At 30.9% G+C, this 17426-nt stretch carries 18 protein-coding genes; 4 read left to right on the plus strand and 14 right to left on the minus strand.

Annotated elements, in window-relative coordinates; genetic code table 11:
- A partial coding sequence (locus ABIN73_03125) for a hypothetical protein (protein MEO0268714.1) occupies positions 1-334 on the minus strand: 334 nt, incomplete at its 3' end.
- Between the two features lie 5 nt (positions 335-339).
- Positions 340-966 (minus strand): hypothetical protein, encoded by a 627-nt coding sequence (locus ABIN73_03130; protein MEO0268715.1) that lies wholly within the window; start codon positions 964-966, stop codon positions 340-342.
- A gap of 942 nt (positions 967-1908) precedes the next feature.
- Here ABIN73_03130 and folE point away from each other — a divergent pair.
- Genes folE through ABIN73_03150 form a run of 4 tightly spaced genes read left to right on the plus strand, consistent with a single transcriptional unit; the run spans position 1909 to position 7499 of the window.
- Entirely contained in the window at positions 1909-2274 is a 366-nt protein-coding gene (gene folE / locus ABIN73_03135; protein MEO0268716.1) for a GTP cyclohydrolase I, read from the plus strand.
- Positions 2258-3655 carry a hypothetical protein gene (locus tag ABIN73_03140; GenBank protein ID MEO0268717.1) on the plus strand — a complete coding sequence of 466 codons (1398 nt, stop codon included), beginning with the start codon at positions 2258-2260 and terminating at the stop codon, positions 3653-3655. The genes folE and ABIN73_03140 overlap by 17 nt, the downstream gene beginning before the upstream one ends.
- A 48-nt stretch (positions 3656-3703) precedes the next feature.
- Positions 3704-5665, plus strand: coding sequence for a hypothetical protein (locus tag ABIN73_03145; GenBank protein ID MEO0268718.1), 1962 nt, complete (start codon positions 3704-3706; stop codon positions 5663-5665).
- A 34-nt stretch (positions 5666-5699) separates the two neighbouring features.
- A complete protein-coding gene (locus tag ABIN73_03150) occupies positions 5700-7499 on the plus strand; it encodes a hypothetical protein (protein MEO0268719.1) in 1800 nt (599 codons plus the stop codon).
- Here ABIN73_03150 and ABIN73_03155 read toward each other — a convergent pair.
- The 12 genes from ABIN73_03155 to ABIN73_03210 form a co-directional block, all read right to left on the minus strand.
- A complete protein-coding gene (locus ABIN73_03155) occupies positions 7483-8445 on the minus strand; it encodes a hypothetical protein (protein MEO0268720.1) in 963 nt (320 codons plus the stop codon). The genes ABIN73_03150 and ABIN73_03155 overlap by 17 nt on opposite strands.
- Before the next feature lie 59 nt (positions 8446-8504).
- Positions 8505-9173, minus strand: a complete 669-nt coding sequence (locus ABIN73_03160) for a hypothetical protein (protein ID MEO0268721.1) — start codon at positions 9171-9173, stop codon at positions 8505-8507.
- Between the two features lie 71 nt (positions 9174-9244).
- Positions 9245-12220, minus strand: coding sequence for a nidogen-like domain-containing protein (locus tag ABIN73_03165; protein ID MEO0268722.1), 2976 nt, complete (start codon positions 12218-12220; stop codon positions 9245-9247).
- An 86-nt stretch (positions 12221-12306) separates the two neighbouring features.
- A complete protein-coding gene (locus ABIN73_03170) occupies positions 12307-12852 on the minus strand; it encodes an A24 family peptidase (protein MEO0268723.1) in 546 nt (181 codons plus the stop codon).
- Positions 12849-13061, minus strand: coding sequence for a Flp family type IVb pilin (locus ABIN73_03175; protein ID MEO0268724.1), 213 nt, complete (start codon positions 13059-13061; stop codon positions 12849-12851). The genes ABIN73_03170 and ABIN73_03175 overlap by 4 nt, the downstream gene beginning before the upstream one ends.
- A gap of 2 nt (positions 13062-13063) precedes the next feature.
- A complete protein-coding gene (locus tag ABIN73_03180) occupies positions 13064-13234 on the minus strand; it encodes a Flp family type IVb pilin (GenBank protein ID MEO0268725.1) in 171 nt (56 codons plus the stop codon).
- A gap of 4 nt (positions 13235-13238) precedes the next feature.
- A complete protein-coding gene (locus ABIN73_03185; GenBank protein ID MEO0268726.1) occupies positions 13239-13448 on the minus strand; it encodes a Flp family type IVb pilin in 210 nt (69 codons plus the stop codon).
- Positions 13449-13460: 12 nt separating this feature from the next.
- Complete coding sequence (locus ABIN73_03190; GenBank protein MEO0268727.1) at positions 13461-13631, minus strand: Flp family type IVb pilin; 171 nt, start codon at positions 13629-13631, stop codon at positions 13461-13463.
- Positions 13632-13668: 37 nt separating this feature from the next.
- Positions 13669-14178 (minus strand): hypothetical protein, encoded by a 510-nt coding sequence (locus ABIN73_03195; GenBank protein MEO0268728.1) that lies wholly within the window; start codon positions 14176-14178, stop codon positions 13669-13671.
- A 12-nt stretch (positions 14179-14190) separates the two neighbouring features.
- Entirely contained in the window at positions 14191-14949 is a 759-nt protein-coding gene (locus tag ABIN73_03200; protein MEO0268729.1) for a TadE family protein, read from the minus strand.
- Between the two features lie 17 nt (positions 14950-14966).
- Positions 14967-15986 carry a Tad domain-containing protein gene (locus tag ABIN73_03205; GenBank protein MEO0268730.1) on the minus strand — a complete coding sequence of 340 codons (1020 nt, stop codon included), beginning with the start codon at positions 15984-15986 and terminating at the stop codon, positions 14967-14969.
- A gap of 11 nt (positions 15987-15997) precedes the next feature.
- Positions 15998-17413 carry a TadE family protein gene (locus ABIN73_03210; GenBank protein MEO0268731.1) on the minus strand — a complete coding sequence of 472 codons (1416 nt, stop codon included), beginning with the start codon at positions 17411-17413 and terminating at the stop codon, positions 15998-16000.
- Positions 17414-17426 lie beyond the last annotated feature (13 nt).

Here is a 17426-nt window from a genome sequence, read left to right on the forward strand (position 1 = left end):
TATAAAAACTAAAAGTAAAAGGAATAGATAAAACCAATAAAATAAGCGGAAATTTGCTCTCTTCATTAAAATACTTTTTATAAAAACCTCTAACCACAAAAAGAGTCAATAAAAAAATTAAAGAATTAAAAATATATGTAAACAAAATAAAAAGATCCTTATTCCTAAAACTCAATATATACAAAAAAGCATAAATAAAGGGATAAAAATAACCTGTTGGAAAATTAGAAACTCCCTCATCAGGATTCAACCTAAAAAAATAACCCTGAGCTATCCTTACACAATAAATCGCCTCCGAATATAAATCCAATGTCAAAAAAGGAAAAGATACCATAAAAATTAATCTCTGATTTTTCTCTTGAGCAAGAGATAATCAATTCCTTTATAGTTTTCTTTCCAAATGGTATCAGGAAATATATCAGGGATTATTTCTTTAAAAACAAATCCTATATTTTCACCATAAAAATAATTTGCATTCCTATAATGGGTATTTAACAATTCCACATAAATGTTTTTTACCATCTTTCTATCAACAAAATTTTTAATCTTTTTTGCAAATAAAGAATTAAAATCCGGAGCAATAGATCTTATTTTCAGTCTATCCATATTATAAAAAAAGAAGAAGGAATCAGTATAAATAAGAACTTCACTTTTATCAGGAATCATAGAACCTACTTTTAAAGCATTAATTCTCCAAATCTTTGCAGTTTCAATTTGATCCTTTAAACTACCCACAAATGGAATCCATAAAACCAAAAAATAAAATAAATAAATATAAGGCAAAAAAAACTTTATATATCTTAACCCCCTATAAAAAAATAATATCAAAATAGGATAAAAATAAGCAATATGCCTTGAAAAATGAAGACCGGTAAAAATTGTAAAACTATCAAGAAAAAGAATTAAAAGAAAAGGAATAAATAAAAAAGTTTTTAAAAAATCTCTTTCTCTAAAAAGATAAAACATGACAAAAAAAAGAAAAAAAGGGGGGTAAATTATATTATAAAAATTCTCAGAAATTTTTATATCCAAAATAGGAAAACCAAAAAAAATCCCTATGAAATGCTTAAAAAAAGTTTTGAAAGCTGTAATCAAGGCAATATTAAATTTCATATTAAAAAAAACACTTTGCCCCCTTAGCGAAATAGTTATTAAATAACCTGTTAAAATTTTATTTAAGATAAAAGGCAAAAAAGAAACTAAAAAAATTATTACAACATCCTTATTTAATTTTCTTTTTTTAAAAAAATTGTAAAAAAAATAAAAAAGAAAAAGAATTACCCCCTCATTTCTTGTGAAAATTAATAATAAATAAAAAAACAAAAACAAACTAAATCTCTCAACAAAATAAAGAGCAAGATAAAAGAAAAGAGTATATAAAGGAAAATTTAAAGTAGTATAAAAACTAAAAGTAAAAGGAATAAATAAAACCAATAAAATAAGCGGAAATTTGCTCTCTTCATTAAAATACTTTTTATAAAAACCTCTAACCACAAAAAGAGTCAATAAAAAAATTAAAGAATTAAAAATATATGTAAACAAAATAAAAAGATCCTTATTCCTAAAACTCAATATATACAAAAAAGCATAAATAAAGGGATAAAAATAACCTGTTGGAAAATTAGAAACTCCCTCATCAGGATTCAACCTAAAAAAATAACCCTGAGCTATCCTTACACAATAAATCGCCTCCGAATATAAATCCAATGTCAAAAAAGGAAAAGATACCATAAAAATTAATCCTCCCTTTTAAAATTATAAGACAAGGCTATAATTCTACAACTTAAATTCTAAATAATAATCGCATAAAAATTCAACTTATTTATTAAATCAGCTTTTCAATCTTTCTGAAAATTATTTGATCTTTACAATTATTTTATTTTAATATTCTATACTGAAATTCATCAGATGGTTATTGTTAAGGATATTGATTTTGCCAGTTTATGTGAGCATCACCTGATTCCCTTTTTTGGAAAAATTCACATAGGCTTTATTCCTGAAAAAAAACTTATTGGTCTTTCAAAAATTCCAAGAATTGTTGAGGTATTTTCAAAGAGATTACAGGTTCAGGAGAGATTAACTGACCAGATTGCTGATTTTCTTTTTAAAAAAATTGAACCCAAAGGTTTTGGAATAGTTGTTGATGCTACTCATTTATGCACAGTTATAAGGGGAGTTAAAAACAAAAGTGCAAAACTCATAACAAGTAAAATGCTTGGAAATTTTAAGGAATCAGAAATTAAAAATGAATTTTTGAATGCGATTAAAGGGTAGCTTTTTATTTCTATCATTTATTTTTTTAATATCAGTTTATAAAGCAAGTAAAGTTGAAGCATGTCCTGACTTTTATTGGTATTTAATGGATGGAAAATATTTTGTTGAAAATAATAAATTACCTCAAAATGATTATATCTTTTTACCTTCAGAAGAGTGGATTGCTCATTCTCTATATTTTGAAGCTTTACTTTATTTAGTTTATAAAAAGTTTGGTAATAAGGGTATATATTTTTTAAAAAATTTTTTATTAAGTTTCATATTTTTCTTAATTATTTATTTAATTAAAAGAAAAACTGAAGTTATTTTGAATTTTTTAATTATATATATCCCTATTTATACCTTATTTTTCTGGGGAACTACGTTAAGACCTCATTTTTTTACATACCTATCAACTATTCTAATTTTATTAATCATTGAAAAAGAAATTTATTTTTTTACCATCCCTGTTTTAATTTTTTTTTCTTTATTTCACGCAGGTATAATAGCACCAATAGGAATTTGTGTTATATATTTACTAAATCTTTTGATTAAGAAAAATTTTAAAAAAACAATAATTTTATTTATCTACATAATTTTAAGCATAATTTTAATAATAATTTTTAATCCTTATCATATTAAATATTTTGAATATATATACAAAGCATTAACAGAGAAAATAGTTATATGGTCAAAGTACATAACAGAATGGGAGACAATTTTGATTCCAATATTTGTTGAAAAAAATTTTTATTATATAATTTCCTTTATTTTTATTTTATCTTTCATTTCAATATTTTTAATTTCACCATTAAAAAAAGAGTTTTATCATACTCTTTTAATAATTCTATTCTTTTATTTTTCTTTGAAACATGTAAGGAATATTCCTCTTTTTGCAATAATTTCAGCCTTTATAGTCCCTTCCCACTTTAACAAAATATCAAAATTTAAATTAAAATTTGATTTTTTTGAAAATAAAATATTTTTGAAAATTTTTCTATTAATTATAAACATATTTTTAGTGATAAAAATTTTTTTACAGGAAAAGAAAATCGTAATTGATGAAAATTTTTTTTCTGTAAAAGCAGTTTATTTTCTAAAAAATAACAGAGAAGGCGGTAACATATTATGTCCTTCTGACAGGGGAGGATTTGTTGAATATTTTCTTTATCCGGATTTTAAAGTCTCTCTTGATGGTAGATTAAGTGTAAAAACATATGTTCTTGAAGAATTTTTCAAATTCTGGAATCTTGAAATTGACCCTGAAACTTATATAAAAAAATATAAACCTAACTTTATATTAACTGAAAACAAAATGATTTTAACTAAAAAACTTCTTTCAATACCTTACCTTAAAGTAATTTATAAGGACAAAAATTTTACTATTTTTGAATTGAAATAAAAAGAAATATTTCGTAAAATAAAGAATAATCAATAAGGAGGTAAAAGTATGCAAATTTTATTTTTCTTTCTATTTAATATAACCCCAATTTCTTACTGGACAGCTGGTAATTCAAGGCTTATTTTAAAAAAAGACACACTTTTATATCTTGCTTCAGGTGGGACTGTTTTAACATACAGATTTGGGACAGGTATACCACAATTTAAAAAAGAAATAGCACTTGAGGGTACAATTTTTGATATTGACTTCATAGGTGATACAGTTTTTCTTTCAGGTGAGTTTGGAATCAGAATTTTGAACATTCAAAATCTAAATAATCCACAACTTATTGGAAGCTATTCCAAAAAGGAAATAAGGTCTTACGAAAACTTCTTCCCTTATGGTTATGGTGTATCTTCTGGGAAAATAAAAATTTTTAATCTAAATACACAGAATCCACCTGAAACTTTATATACTTATTCATTACCTTCCTATATAAACAGAATAAAAATATTTTCTAATCTGGGTTTTGCTGTTTCAGGTGATACTATTTATATATTAAATTTACAAGATCCTCTTTCACCCTCAGTTTATAGCAAATTAAAAACATCCCTATTTTTCCAGGATGTTTATAAAAGAAATGATTCTCTCTTTGTTGTAGCAGGTGATTCTTTTAAAATCTTTAGAATTCAAAACCCTTCAGCACCCCAGTATTTATACGGATTTCAAACAAATGGATTTGGACAAAATTTTGAACTTTTTGGAAATAATTTAATAGTTGCCCTTTCTTTCTCTGGAGTTGCTACTTACAATTTCACAAACGGAAATGAATTGGCACATAATTACTCTTTTTCTAACTGTGTTTCTCTAACAAAATCAGGATCTTATGTTTATGCTGCTGACCTTGATCTTGGTCTTATCACCCTTTCTTATCCAACCCTTTTAACCCTTGATACTTTTTCAACTCCTCAGATTACATACAGAACCAAAGTAATTTCCGATTCCATCCTTGTGTTGGCATCAGGTTTAGGTGGAGTTTTCTTTTTAAATATAAAGGATAAGCAAAAACCACTTTATATAAACTCAATTGAAACATCCGGAACATCTTTTGATATTGAAGTATATGGAGATACTTTACTTTATGTTGCAGATGGTATTGAGGGAGTTAAAGTTTTTAAAATTAAAAATATTTATTCGCCAGTTCAAACAGGTTATACAACAGTCAATGGATATGCAAAATCTCTTTCCCTTAATTTCCCCTATCTCTATACAGCAAATGGTCCAGGATATGGTTTTTCTATTTTACATGTTGGTAATCCAACCAAGCCAAGAGAAATTGTTAATTATCCTACATCAGGGAGTGGAGAAGATGTGTTATTTTATCCTCCTAATTACCTTTTATTAGCAGATGGAAATTCAGGAACTAAAATTTTTGATATCTCAGATACAAACAATATTATCTTGATAACAACTCTTTCTTCCTATGGTTTTGCACAATCTTTAAAGATAAATGGAAATAGTCTTGCCGTTGCAGAAGGATGGATCGGTGGACTTTCTTTATGGAATATCACAAATATAACAGCACCCCAATTTTACAGCAATTTTTCAACACCTGGTTTTGGATTTGATGTTGAGTTTATAAGACAGGATACTCTGATAGTTGCAGATGGGCAAGGATACGGTTTAAGAAAAATTTCAATAAGTGACCCATATAACCCTTCAGAAACAGAATATAAAATCTTCTTTGGAGAACCAAGGGGTCTTTTTTATTTAAACGGATTCCTTTACACTTCTCTTGGTCCACTTGGAATAAGTATTGTTAATCCGCACATAACATACATATCAGAGGTAAGTTTTATTTCAACAAAAAATGAAAAAGAAAAAAGAATTGGGCTTTTATATTTACCTGAATTTTTAAAAGGAGAAAAAAATTCTTATGACCTTCTTGGAAGGAAGATATATGTAAAAAATTCTGGAATTTATATAATAAAAAAAGGAAAAACTCTTTATAAATTCATAAAGATTAAATGAGGTTCAAATCCTTTTCATTATAAAGGGGGAAAAAATGTTAAGTATTATACTTACAACCTTAACTTTATTGAGTGAGGGATTTGAAAATGGAGTAATACCTCCTAAATGGCATATCGGTAATGGAGGAAATTTAACCTATTCCTGGAGAATAGCGCAATACGGCGAATATTTTCCTGTTGAACCACCACAGGAAGGCTCATATTATGTAGTATGTGATACAAACCATGTTATATACCAAGATAGTCTTATAACACCTTCAATTGATGTTCCCTTTAACTCACAGGGTCTCAAACTTTACTATAATGTTTCTTTTATGAAGGATACCATAATAATATCAAAGGGTGAAATAATAATAAGATCTTTTTCAGGTGGAACATGGGGACCTTGGACTGTATTAAAAACATACGGTGGTGATGGAAACCCTGTTTTTGAAAATCAAATTGATTCTATAAATCTTCAAGCCTATGTTAGTTATGACAGTATTAAGATAGGTTTTGTTTATTCAAAACCAGCTCAGGATACAGGGTTTTTTATGATTGATTTTATAAAGGTGGAAGCAAAACTTTCAGGAGATGTAGGAGCAAAAAGAATCTTATCACCACTTGAGTATTTTGAGCCAAATACACCAACACCTGTTATAATAGAATATGAAAATTTTTCAAATACTTCACAAAGTTTTTATGTTAAATCTGAAATAAGGGATAGTTCAACTAACGCAAGGGTTTATAGGGATAGTTCTTTTGTTAGTATAGGACCTTTAAAAAAGGATACAGTTCAATTAAATAACTTTACAGGTTCTCCTCAAAAAACTTATCGTATTTTAGCCTGGACACAACTTTCAGGAGATCCTGACCCATCAAATGATACTGTTAAAGCTTATTCAACCACAAAGCCCTTTTTTGGAGCAATTATAAAGGAAATTCCTTTGCCGAGAAATGACTCTGCTTTTCAAGATATTACCTTTAAAACTAATGAAAATAATATTTACATTGTTAATTCTCCAAGAGATACTGTTTTTGCAATTAATGAAAATGGAAACATACTTTCAAAGTATAAGTTAATAGATCTCTCCCAAGATTCAACTCAAGATAATCCCTTTGGAATATATTATGATATTGAAACAGGAACTTTTTATACAAGTCAGTTAGGAATAAGTGGAACCAATATAAATTGGTGTTATATAGTTCATTACAGTGCTAACTTCAACTTAATTGATAGTTTTAATCTTGTAGGAAAAGGGGTTGGATTAAGAATTTTTGCTCTTTCAAATGCTCAGGGTTCAAATTTATGTTTTGTTCACAGGGCTATTTTCCCTTCAAAATATAGGATTTACAAACTTGATTTATTAAATGAACCAAGTCCAAAGATTGATTCAATTACCTTAACACAACCTCTTTATTTTATAGCAGGTGCACTTGAAGCAGTAAATGATACGATTTTTATTTCGGCTGGATTAGGCTCAAATAAAATAAATCTCTTTACAAAATCCGGAAATATTCTTGGAGATAGAACCTTTGAGGACGAAGTAAGAGGAATATGTGTTGAAAGGAAACAGATTGGCGAATATATAAATGCCTATGTAAATATCGGAGGATACAAGCTATATAAGATATCAACAGGATTAAAATGGGTTCAAAATATTAATGAAAAAAATGTAACTAACATAAGCCTTGCTGTTCCAACCTTTATAAAAGACATTAAGGATATAAGAAGCTCTCTCAAAAATCCAGAATTTTTTGATATTAGTGGCAGAAAATCAGAACCACTTAAGATTAATAAAATACTTTTTATTAAGGATAAAAATAAAACCCATAAGGTTATTTTAGTGAAATAAGTTCAAAAAGGGAATAATTCTCTTTCTTTTCAAGAAGGATAATATGGGGATAATTTAACCATTTCCCTTCAATTCCTTTTCTTTTAATTATTTCTTTTTGACTTTTAATTTTATTTTTATGAATTTTCAATAAAAGAATTTTTTCAGGTATAAATTCTTCAGATAAGCTTAATAAGGCAAAGAGTGTATCCTTTTTCAAAAAGAAGGATGGTTTAATAATTATGTGATTTTCCGATTCAAAAAGAAGATTTAAATTTAATAAAGAGTCAATAATATAAACCTTTTCAGGCAATAGGTCATTATCACTATCTGTTAAAAAAAATAGAAAATTATTTTCTTTATCCAATTCCAGAACTGTTTCTCTATCAAAAACAACTTTTTTATCTTCACCTTCTTTTATTTTGAATAGAGAATTAACTTTTCCCTCTTCTTTACCATGCAGAAAGAAAATATAAGAATTAAAAAAAACCGGAAAAATCCCTGTGGATATTTCTTTTTCTTTATCTTTACTTAAAAAAATTATTTTTCCCCTTTTATCTACTAATATACCTTTATTTTCTTTGTCTTCATAAAAATCAAATTTATAAAAAAAATAATTTTTTCTTTTTTCTTCAAAAATTTTATTTATTTTCCCATTTTTATAAAGAAAAATTTTTTTTAATTTTTTTGTTTTTTTATCCTTTAAATAATCATAAAGAGAAAAAAACAAAGTATCATTTTTTATTTTTATATCACCGATTCCATTTTTATCTCGATAAATTCTTTTTGTTTTAACCTTATTTTTTTTTAAATCAAATCTTAAAACTCTAAGCTCTTCAGCATATCGATCAAAATTTTTATCAATAGTATAGTAAATAATAAAACTATCTTTCTTTTGATGAATAAGCCAATTTTTAACAATACCCTTTTCTTTTAAAAAAACAATAGTAATTAAAAAGAAATACATAAAAAATAAAAGGGGGGAATTTAACCCCCCTTATAAATAAAAAAATTTAAGCCTTACTCTTAAAACTGATAAACAGCGTGGAAAACTGGGTTCCAGTCGTATTGACCGTTAGAAAACTGGTGATCAGTTGTTATATCAACGGAAACTCCACCAGTTTCACTTGTCCAGACTACAAATCCAGCATTAAAAGCTACATGGGAGTTGTCATTATAATTATAGTTCATCATAACTGTATCGAGATGATTGTTTATATATACTATTGTCATAAGTCCGAGTTCCTGAGTTCCTGCAATCGAACCTGAAAAGCCAGCATAACCAGCTGCTCCAAGATAACCATATAAATCTATTGCATAAGCAAGCTGTCCTGCAATCCAGAGGTCAAAGGATGGTTTATACATGAATTTTCCCCTTGCCTTACATCTTGCATTAGAAAGATCAACTCCCACAAGCTCTTCAATATATCTTATTAATCTATCGCATGGAATTGGAAATTCAAGCCCACCACCTGAAAGAGCTTTCATATCTTCCAGAAATCTTTCATCATTCCTCATTGCGTTAAGAACTTTTTCAAAATCAGCCTGATTAATTGCATAACCACCCCTCTCCTGAATTTCACTGGCACTTGCAAACCTTATTCCAGGTTCCTTGGTAACTGTAATTTCTTCTTTCTTTTTGCACCCTGAAAACACAAGGAGGAGTATCATTGCTCCTCCAAAGATTTTTCTCATACTTTAAACCTCCTTTTTAAATTCCAAAGGGACTTGAACCCTTTTATTATATATTATACCATAATTTTTTATCATTTTACAATCACAACCTTATTTATGTTTTTCTCTCTGTAATTATAAGGAATAAAGAAGTAAACTCCTGCAGCCTTATTTTTAATCTTCTTGAATTCTGAAACACTTAACTTTCTACCTGTAATATCATATATATCAAATTTTGAATAGGGGTTTTCAATAAGTTCATAAGCTTCCCTGTTACCAATAAACTTAATATCTCCCTTATCTCCAGATGATGCAAAGACACTAACCTGGGATTGAGGAACAAATTCTATTGCTGAGTTACTCCTTGGAAGTACACTACCTGTTCCATAAGCATAAAGGTAAGCATTAGCTCCATTTGCATCTTCTATTCCGACTGAAGTCATCTGTTCATCAGTAACAGTCTGATAATTAAACCTTATTGTTCCATTTTTGTAAAGTATTGCCTGAAAGGTTTGTTTGTTAGCATTAGAATAATTCTTAATTTTATACCAGGTTACAGCAAAATATGATGAATTAGAAGCATAGGTTATCTTTGCACCCTGTGTGGTATCAGGTGGATAGAGGTCCCTCCAGTAAGGAGCAATAACTGCATTGGGAGCTGTGGAATTGGGCATCTTCTGAGGTGTATAGGATGTAGAATTTGAGGTGAAGGAGAGCCATCCATTACTGCATACATATACTGAGGAGTAAGAGGAACCAAAGAAAGTGAATGAGAAGGGAAGGGTGAACTTGATTGTTTGATCATCACCTGTTATTCCTGTTGGTGTTGAAGTTGTAACCCAAGAATAAGAAGCCTGTCTCATATCATACCGTGCACTTGAACCACCTATCCCGTGTCTTGCAAAAGCTTGAATTATTTGACTTTCATGAGAACCTCCATAGAGATCCTTATCAGCCTGAATCATTGCATTTCTACCTGCAAGAAAGTCTTTTGGATAATAGGTATAAGCTCTCCATGTTACTCTATCAGCAGTTGTTTTATCAGTATAGACCCTGAAATCCCATAATGCACCTGAATAAATTCTTGAATCATCATGAACCTCCCCCACCCAGTCATCAGGATATTTATAGTTATTCTGTAAATTCCTCTGATACTGGGATGGCATAACCCATTCTCCCATAACAGGGTCACCTGATTGAGTGCATGCCCAGTAATCAGCCCATGCTTCATTCATAGCGCCTGACTGTCCACTATATGGCAAACCACCTGCATTTGCATAAATTTTATCTACAACTCCATGCGTGTATTCATGGTATATAACATCAGCAGACCTTGCCATATTCTGAATTTGATAACTTGAATTTCCCCTTCCAAAATGCATTGTTCCATTGTAATAATAGGCATTAGCTCCCTGATACTGCTGGTCCACTGAGTGAGAATAAACAGTTGCTTTGATCTGATAATCCATTCCTGTAAAACCGAAGGTTCCTTTATAAAAATCATGTATTTTGTTCACATGATAAAACACCATAACCTCAGTTGTATGTTTTCCCTCTGTTGATTCGTCAGAAGGATACTTCCACTCCCATGAAACTTCACTTCCTCCTCCACCCTGTTGTGGAACTAATCTATATGCAGTATTATTTGAAGGTGTTGGAACTGTAACACCAGCTGTTCCGTTTTCATTTTCAACACCAATTGTAGTTGTATAGTCATTGGTTATTGACTTATATCTAAATTCTATATTACCATTAGGATACAAAACCACCTGAAAACTCTGTCTGTTTGAATTACTGTAATTTTTAATGTTATCCCAGGTAACAACAAACTTATCTGAACCAGAATAATAGGTTATTGAACCACCGCCTGCAGCAGGATTAAGGTCTCTCCAGAAAACAGCTATAAGAGCATTTGGAGCATTGGTATTGGGAATAGGGTCAGGTGTATACTTGTTTGAATTGGAAGTAAAACTTAAAAATCCATTTGTGCAAATATAAACTGATGTATAATTCTTTCCATAGAAGGGGAAAGAAAAGGGAAGAGTAAACTGCTTTGTCTGATCATCACCTGTTAAACCAGTTGAAGTGGATGTATTATCCCATATGTAAGATACGTTTTGAACACTATATGTTACCGACCCTCCAGAAGAAGTAAAAACTGCTCTTCCAGGTGGATTATCATCGTTAAAAACTTTAACATAGGGACCTTCAAGATAAGCTGTTATGTTTCCAGAAGCTGAACTTGAATAGTATCCACTTGAATTTGTTGTTGCAGTTGAAGAACCAATGTAAACATACTGGTTTGCCATTGGATACTTCTGAAGTCCGTCAGCACCGGTATTTGGGAAACACCATCCATATACATAGCCATAAACAGATTTTAATTCATTTCTTCTCTCAATAATTGAACCATTGATAGCATCAATATAATATACAAAATCACCAAGCGGATCTTCTGAAACAAACCTTATTTTGTACACAAGAATAAGGGAATTTTCATAGGGATAATAAACAAGTTCGCTCTTATACTCTTCTGGAAAAACCTTCAAACCTAAATCAGAATAAATAATACTTAAAGCCTCTCTTTCTGTTATTCTTGAATTAGTTTTAAGAGGAGTCCCATCATAAGGAAAGTAATCAGAGGAGACATAATAAACATTACCTCTCTTATTTATATGAACTCCTACAAAAGAATTTTCAACTCTTATTCCATTTATAACTTCCTCAAAACTTACATGAGTATAACCTAACTCATCTTCTATACTATTTATTAAGGAAAGATACTTATAATCTATTCCTAATACTTCCCCTTTCAAACTCAAGAAGTTATATGCTTTTTCAAGTCCATTTTTCCCTGGAACAGAGAGCTCAAAATTTGAAATAAGTCTTGGAAACCCAAAATTACCAAATAATACATCTACACTGTTCCCAAACTCAGAATTTAAAATTTCAGTTGCATAAGAGGGTGCATACTTAGCACAGGGTTTTAAAAGTTCTTTTGAAGGAGTATAAACCCTGTTAAAATCTCCATTTAAAGAGATAAAAGATATAAGAAAGAATAAATACATACTTCAAACCTCCATTCTAAAAATCTTTTTTAAACCCGCTTTTTTAATTTCTTTTTTATATATGCGGGTTAGGGAGATTTGAACTCTCATAGTGAAAAATTAATTATTAAACCTAAAAAGGTCCCAGATGCTATTGCTAAAGAATAGGGAACATAAAGTTTAAATTCCCTATTTTTATCCAAAAATTCTGGATTTTTTGCAATAAGAGAAAAGATAAAATTTCTAACACTTTCTTTTCCTTCCCTAAAAGCACCCTTTAAAACAAATTCAATTTTACCCTTAAAAAGACTCACCAAGATAGATATAAAAAGACCAGAAATAGAAGTCATAAAAATAATCCAAAGAACCTCAGGATAACCAACCCAGGAACCTATACCTGCAAGAAGTTTCACATCACCACCACCAACACCACCCAGTTGAAAAAAAATAAAAAAGGGAATAAAAGATACCAAAAAACCTATAAAGGAAGAAACTAAACCAGAAAATCCTTTAAACATAAAGTTATAAAGAAATCCTGTAAAAAAGAAAGGGAATGTCAATTTATTAAAAATCTTACCGTATTTTAAATCTGTATATACAGAAATTATCACAACAAGTCCAACAATCTGAAATTTAATAATATCATAAATCATTCAGGACCAGCATGGATAGTCATAAATTTAAACTTCATCCATACAATTATCCTATGTACCTCTTTTCCAAGTGCCTTATAAGCTGCAAAAGCAAATAATGCTATCAAACCTATAATCATTGCATACTCAACAGCAGTAGCACCTTTCTCATTTTTATAATATTTCCTAAAAATCTCATTCTTATAATATTTCTTAAAAAAACTTTTCATAATTACCCCCCTGCTTTTGTCAGTTGACTCCACATATTTTTTATCACCAGATAAGTCACTTTAGAAAGTGCCCTATAAGCAGCAAAGGAATAAAGAGAAATAAGTCCTATAAGCATCGCATATTCAACTGCTGATGCACCATTCTCTTCTCTTAAAAAACTTTTCTTTTTCATTTTCTTATTCACCCCCCGCTGATATATCCTTGGACATCTTTCTCCACATTTCATATATTATCCTCCAAACTTCTTGACCCAAAGCTCTATAAGCAGCAAATGAAAATAAGGCTATAAGCCCTATAATCATTGCGTATTCGACAGCTGTTGCTCCTTTTTCACAATCTAAAATACCTTTCATATCAAAAAAAAGAAAAGGGGATTTGAACCCCATAAATTTTAAAAATTATTCAGGACCAGCAGAAGCACTCGTCATCTGCCTCCACATTAGACTTATTATCCTTTGAACCTGCTGTCCCAGAGCCCTATATGCAGCAAAAGCAAATAGGGCTATAAGCCCTATTATCATCGCATACTCCACTGCTGTAGCTCCTCTCTCACACCTTAAAAACTTCATTTTAACACCTCCTATGTTTTTTGGGATTTGAACCCATTCAATTAGGTATAACCTTTTGTAAAGTAACGGTTAAAAAAAGTTTAAAATTATGTTCATTCCCGTCTTTTCCGTAAAAGGTTAAAAAGGCATTAATAGGACCTTTAAAATCACCCTTAAGAGGATTGAATAAATCTTCCACTTCATCTGTAACTAAATCAAATTCCGTCGTTACTTGATTATTAGATGGAACATAAAAAGAAAAACCCCTTGCATAAGTAGGTAATGTTTCAACTATAGAATCTCTTACAGGATCTATACCAGGATAATAGTAATCAACCCTTAATGAATCAATTATTCCATATGTTCCACCATATATTTCTCTAAAACTGATGAGCAACTTGGGATATGTCAATGTTATTTCTGTTCCCATAGGAGTTTGCTTAATTTCATAAACTAAAGTTACAACCTGGGGTTCGCACCATACAATAATTTCTGCTTTTGGATATAAAGGATTATTAAACTTACAGTTTAAGATAATTATAAAAAACATTAAGATTAATTTTTTCATCATATTCATATTCTACTTAAAGTATGTCGAAATGTCAAATAATGCTTTAAATAAGGGTGGTGTTTTTGAAACAACATGAACAAAAGGCATAGGAGCAGGAAATGCACAACTTGCAATAGCTTTTCCTTGTTTTAAATCACCCCTAAACCCTACTGATCTAAATATGGGATTTAAAAGATTGAGTATTGATTCTCCAAGTGGATATTCCACCCTTACCCTAACAACCCATATATCACATGGAATTCTGTATTCTGTGTATCTATACCTTGGAACATCGTCAAACTCTCTCTTAAGTTCCTGTCTGACAAGTCCCGAATGGCATCTTGTTTCACAGTTGTTTCCACCTAACATGTCTGTGTAAAGAGCATGAACTGTTGCTCTTCCGTTTTGACCAGGATTTTGAACACTTCCTTCTTTAAAAGGAGGAACAAAAGGAACAGGGAACCAATCAATATTTATTTTTGCCTTATCTGGATTTAAACCATTCCTTTTTAAAACATCTTTAACCCTCTTTTCAACCTCATCTCTTTTACCCTGAGAGAGAGCCATCCATACACCCATTTTTGCCATACGCTCACTATAAACAGGATCAGGATAAACAGCATACTGAGCCCCTGCTCTTGCTGCAAGTGTAACTACCTGCTTCCTGTGCAATATCATTCCTAACATAAAAATCCAGGATAAAAGTAAAACAAAAATAGGAAGTATGATCGCAAGTTCTACAAGAAATGTTCCTTTCCTCTTATTTAATTTTATCTTATTACCCTTCATTTTAAAACCCCCTTTATTTAATGATAAGGCCATTGACCCTCAATTGGGTTATTACCTTCTACTCTTATCGTAGGTATAAGCTGTGGAAAACTCCAGTATCCATCTTCAGAAAGTGAGCTTATTAAAGGTATATTTTCAGGAAGTCCTATTCTTATAGGAATTTCTTTAGGACCAGAAGCAGCATCACTCCTCACAACAAATGGAAAACCTTCAAGAAAACTGAAAGGTTCTTTAATAGCACCAATCTTACCCCAGTTTCTTGAAACAAAAGTCCTCATCAAAAAATTTGAAGGTGGTATAACGACATAAGCTTCACTGTAAGCTCTACCAAGTTTTTTATTCATTTCAATCTCATCCTGCTTATTTCTTATTCTTCTATGGGGGTGAGGCCCATCAACTTCCTCACCATAATCAACCCTTAAACCAGGTGGAGCCCACCCTGGACCTTCCTTATCAAATCTTAGATTGACCCATCCAATTTCATTACCTTCAACCTGATTCTCATCATATAAATTAAAGTAACTCATAAACCACGCAACCCATTTCATTCTATTTCTTGTAACTGGAAAATGATTTTCTGCTTCCTCTTTTATAAAATCTCTGAAAAATATTTTGGAATCATAAGCAGCAAGCATTCTTGTAACAGCAAAATCCTGAATATGGAAAAGAAAATGATAAAGTTTAACAAAGTTTGCAGCAGTTTCATCCGGTAAATCATTAACAAAAAGATCTTTCTTATACCAGGAATATCCTATAAGACCTATATATAACCATGGCATACTTAAGGGAAAATCTCTTGATGTTGTCGTAACTGCAATTCTTCTGAAAAGATCTGCTGTCATATAATGAGTTGTTGCTATATTCCTTAAATTGGAAAGAACAGTTTGAGCTCCCATAGCAGATGCATCAGCTGCATTCTGTGCCCTCATCTTTGCAATTGTCATTCTTCCCATTTCATAAACATAACCCATTACAGCAAAAACTATCAACATAAAAAATATACCAAAAACTAAAATTGCACCTTTTCTTTTCTTCATATTACACCTCCTTATTGTTTTTCTGTGCCATCCCACTCATCCCATGGGCTCTCATACCATAAACAATCCCACTTTGTCCCCCATCCCCTTAAATCATCCTTAAAAGGAAGAGATTTTCCATGATCAGGATGATCTACCATAAAACCTTCAACCATATATATCCATTCAATCTCATTAAAAGTAGCTACATAAAAGGCAGCATCGTAAAGTCTCCTTGTTCCTTTCCAATCCCAGGGTGAGCCAGTTCCCCTGTAATTTGCAAACCATCCATTAAAAATTGTAAATTGAAAATCATCACCAACTCCTGCTCCAGGAATACATCCCCATGGAGTATCAATCGGATCCCAACAGGCATCAGCATATGCTGTTCCCCATCCTGAAATATAATTGTCCTCATCTTTGTAATACTCTCCCCATGGATCTGAAAACCACTGATTACCCATTCCTATATAGTAAATTCCTGTAACAAGGTCAGCACAACCAACAGGTGTCCACCACAATGCCTCATACCTTGGCCAGAAACCAAACCATCCGGGTATAGCATATCCCTGAGAATAAAAATATTCCAGGAAATCCCCCCTGTAAGGATGAGCATCACTACCCTTACTTATATTATTACCATGACCAAATCCAGTAATTGCCCTTGACCAGTAAGGTTTATTTTCAGGATAAAAAGTCAAAAAGGGAGAAAAAGATGGTCCTATTAACATTGCTTCAACAAAATAATACTGGTCAATTAAAGCCTGATTTCCTGTTCTATCCTTCTCAGGATTCTTATTTCTCAAAATTCCATAAGGAGGATACCATGTTCCAAGATGAAAAGGATCATTATGTTCATCCTTTCCACCAACCTTGACTTCTGCTTCACCTCCACCACCATATTCCCCAAAAGGTCCCCACCCGGGATTCCATCTCTCATACCTATTATTCTCACACCTTATAAAAGCCCTTAAATACCTGTCATAAGTTAAAATTCCAGCTTCCTTTTCATCTTCCATATCTGAAGAATTCCATAAAGCAGGATAATATGTGCTGTAACCTTTATATTTATAAGGAAATTCCTTATTCTGAAAATGACCTTTTGTAAGTCTTGAATAACCTACAAAAACTAATGAATCCACATTAACAAAAGGAATCAAGGGGTGAAAGGTTTTTCTAACAACTAAAGAGTATTCATCTCCTTCATCCTTTAATTCAAATTTAGCATCTTTTATGTGTGTTGAAATAGATTGAAGTGCCTTTCTAACAGCAGTCGTATCACCCTTATTAACAATAGCAACCCTATTTGCCTGAAAGGATGCATAAGTAATCTGAATTCTCCTCAAAGCAAATCTCGCTGTTTCAATGGCACCAAGAGTAAGCATCAAAAATAAAGCCATACCAATTGCTGCCTCTACCATTACCTGACCTTTTCTCTTTTTACTCATACCTTACACCTCC

The organism is candidate division WOR-3 bacterium, from assembly GCA_039804025.1.
Classification (GTDB): domain Bacteria; phylum Hydrothermota; class Hydrothermia; order Hydrothermales; family JAJRUZ01; genus JBCNVI01.

What these genes read in the sequence shown, in the direction of transcription:
- ABIN73_03130 (MEO0268715.1), bottom strand. Translation starts at nt 966, where the DNA reads ATGTTTTATCTTTTTAGAGAAAGAGATTTTTTAAAAACTTTTTTATTT.
- folE (MEO0268716.1), top strand. Translation starts at nt 1,909, where the DNA reads ATGGTTATTGTTAAGGATATTGATTTTGCCAGTTTATGTGAGCATCAC.
- ABIN73_03140 (MEO0268717.1), top strand. Translation starts at nt 2,258, where the DNA reads ATGCGATTAAAGGGTAGCTTTTTATTTCTATCATTTATTTTTTTAATA.
- ABIN73_03145 (MEO0268718.1), top strand. Translation starts at nt 3,704, where the DNA reads ATGCAAATTTTATTTTTCTTTCTATTTAATATAACCCCAATTTCTTAC.
- ABIN73_03150 (MEO0268719.1), top strand. Translation starts at nt 5,700, where the DNA reads ATGTTAAGTATTATACTTACAACCTTAACTTTATTGAGTGAGGGATTT.
- ABIN73_03155 (MEO0268720.1), bottom strand. Translation starts at nt 8,445, where the DNA reads ATGTATTTCTTTTTAATTACTATTGTTTTTTTAAAAGAAAAGGGTATT.
- ABIN73_03160 (MEO0268721.1), bottom strand. Translation starts at nt 9,173, where the DNA reads ATGAGAAAAATCTTTGGAGGAGCAATGATACTCCTCCTTGTGTTTTCA.
- ABIN73_03165 (MEO0268722.1), bottom strand. Translation starts at nt 12,220, where the DNA reads ATGTATTTATTCTTTCTTATATCTTTTATCTCTTTAAATGGAGATTTT.
- ABIN73_03170 (MEO0268723.1), bottom strand. Translation starts at nt 12,852, where the DNA reads ATGATTTATGATATTATTAAATTTCAGATTGTTGGACTTGTTGTGATA.
- ABIN73_03175 (MEO0268724.1), bottom strand. Translation starts at nt 13,061, where the DNA reads ATGAAAAGTTTTTTTAAGAAATATTATAAGAATGAGATTTTTAGGAAA.
- ABIN73_03180 (MEO0268725.1), bottom strand. Translation starts at nt 13,234, where the DNA reads ATGAAAAAGAAAAGTTTTTTAAGAGAAGAGAATGGTGCATCAGCAGTT.
- ABIN73_03185 (MEO0268726.1), bottom strand. Translation starts at nt 13,448, where the DNA reads ATGGGGTTCAAATCCCCTTTTCTTTTTTTTGATATGAAAGGTATTTTA.
- ABIN73_03190 (MEO0268727.1), bottom strand. Translation starts at nt 13,631, where the DNA reads ATGAAGTTTTTAAGGTGTGAGAGAGGAGCTACAGCAGTGGAGTATGCG.
- ABIN73_03195 (MEO0268728.1), bottom strand. Translation starts at nt 14,178, where the DNA reads ATGAAAAAATTAATCTTAATGTTTTTTATAATTATCTTAAACTGTAAG.
- ABIN73_03200 (MEO0268729.1), bottom strand. Translation starts at nt 14,949, where the DNA reads ATGAAGGGTAATAAGATAAAATTAAATAAGAGGAAAGGAACATTTCTT.
- ABIN73_03205 (MEO0268730.1), bottom strand. Translation starts at nt 15,986, where the DNA reads ATGAAGAAAAGAAAAGGTGCAATTTTAGTTTTTGGTATATTTTTTATG.
- ABIN73_03210 (MEO0268731.1), bottom strand. Translation starts at nt 17,413, where the DNA reads ATGAGTAAAAAGAGAAAAGGTCAGGTAATGGTAGAGGCAGCAATTGGT.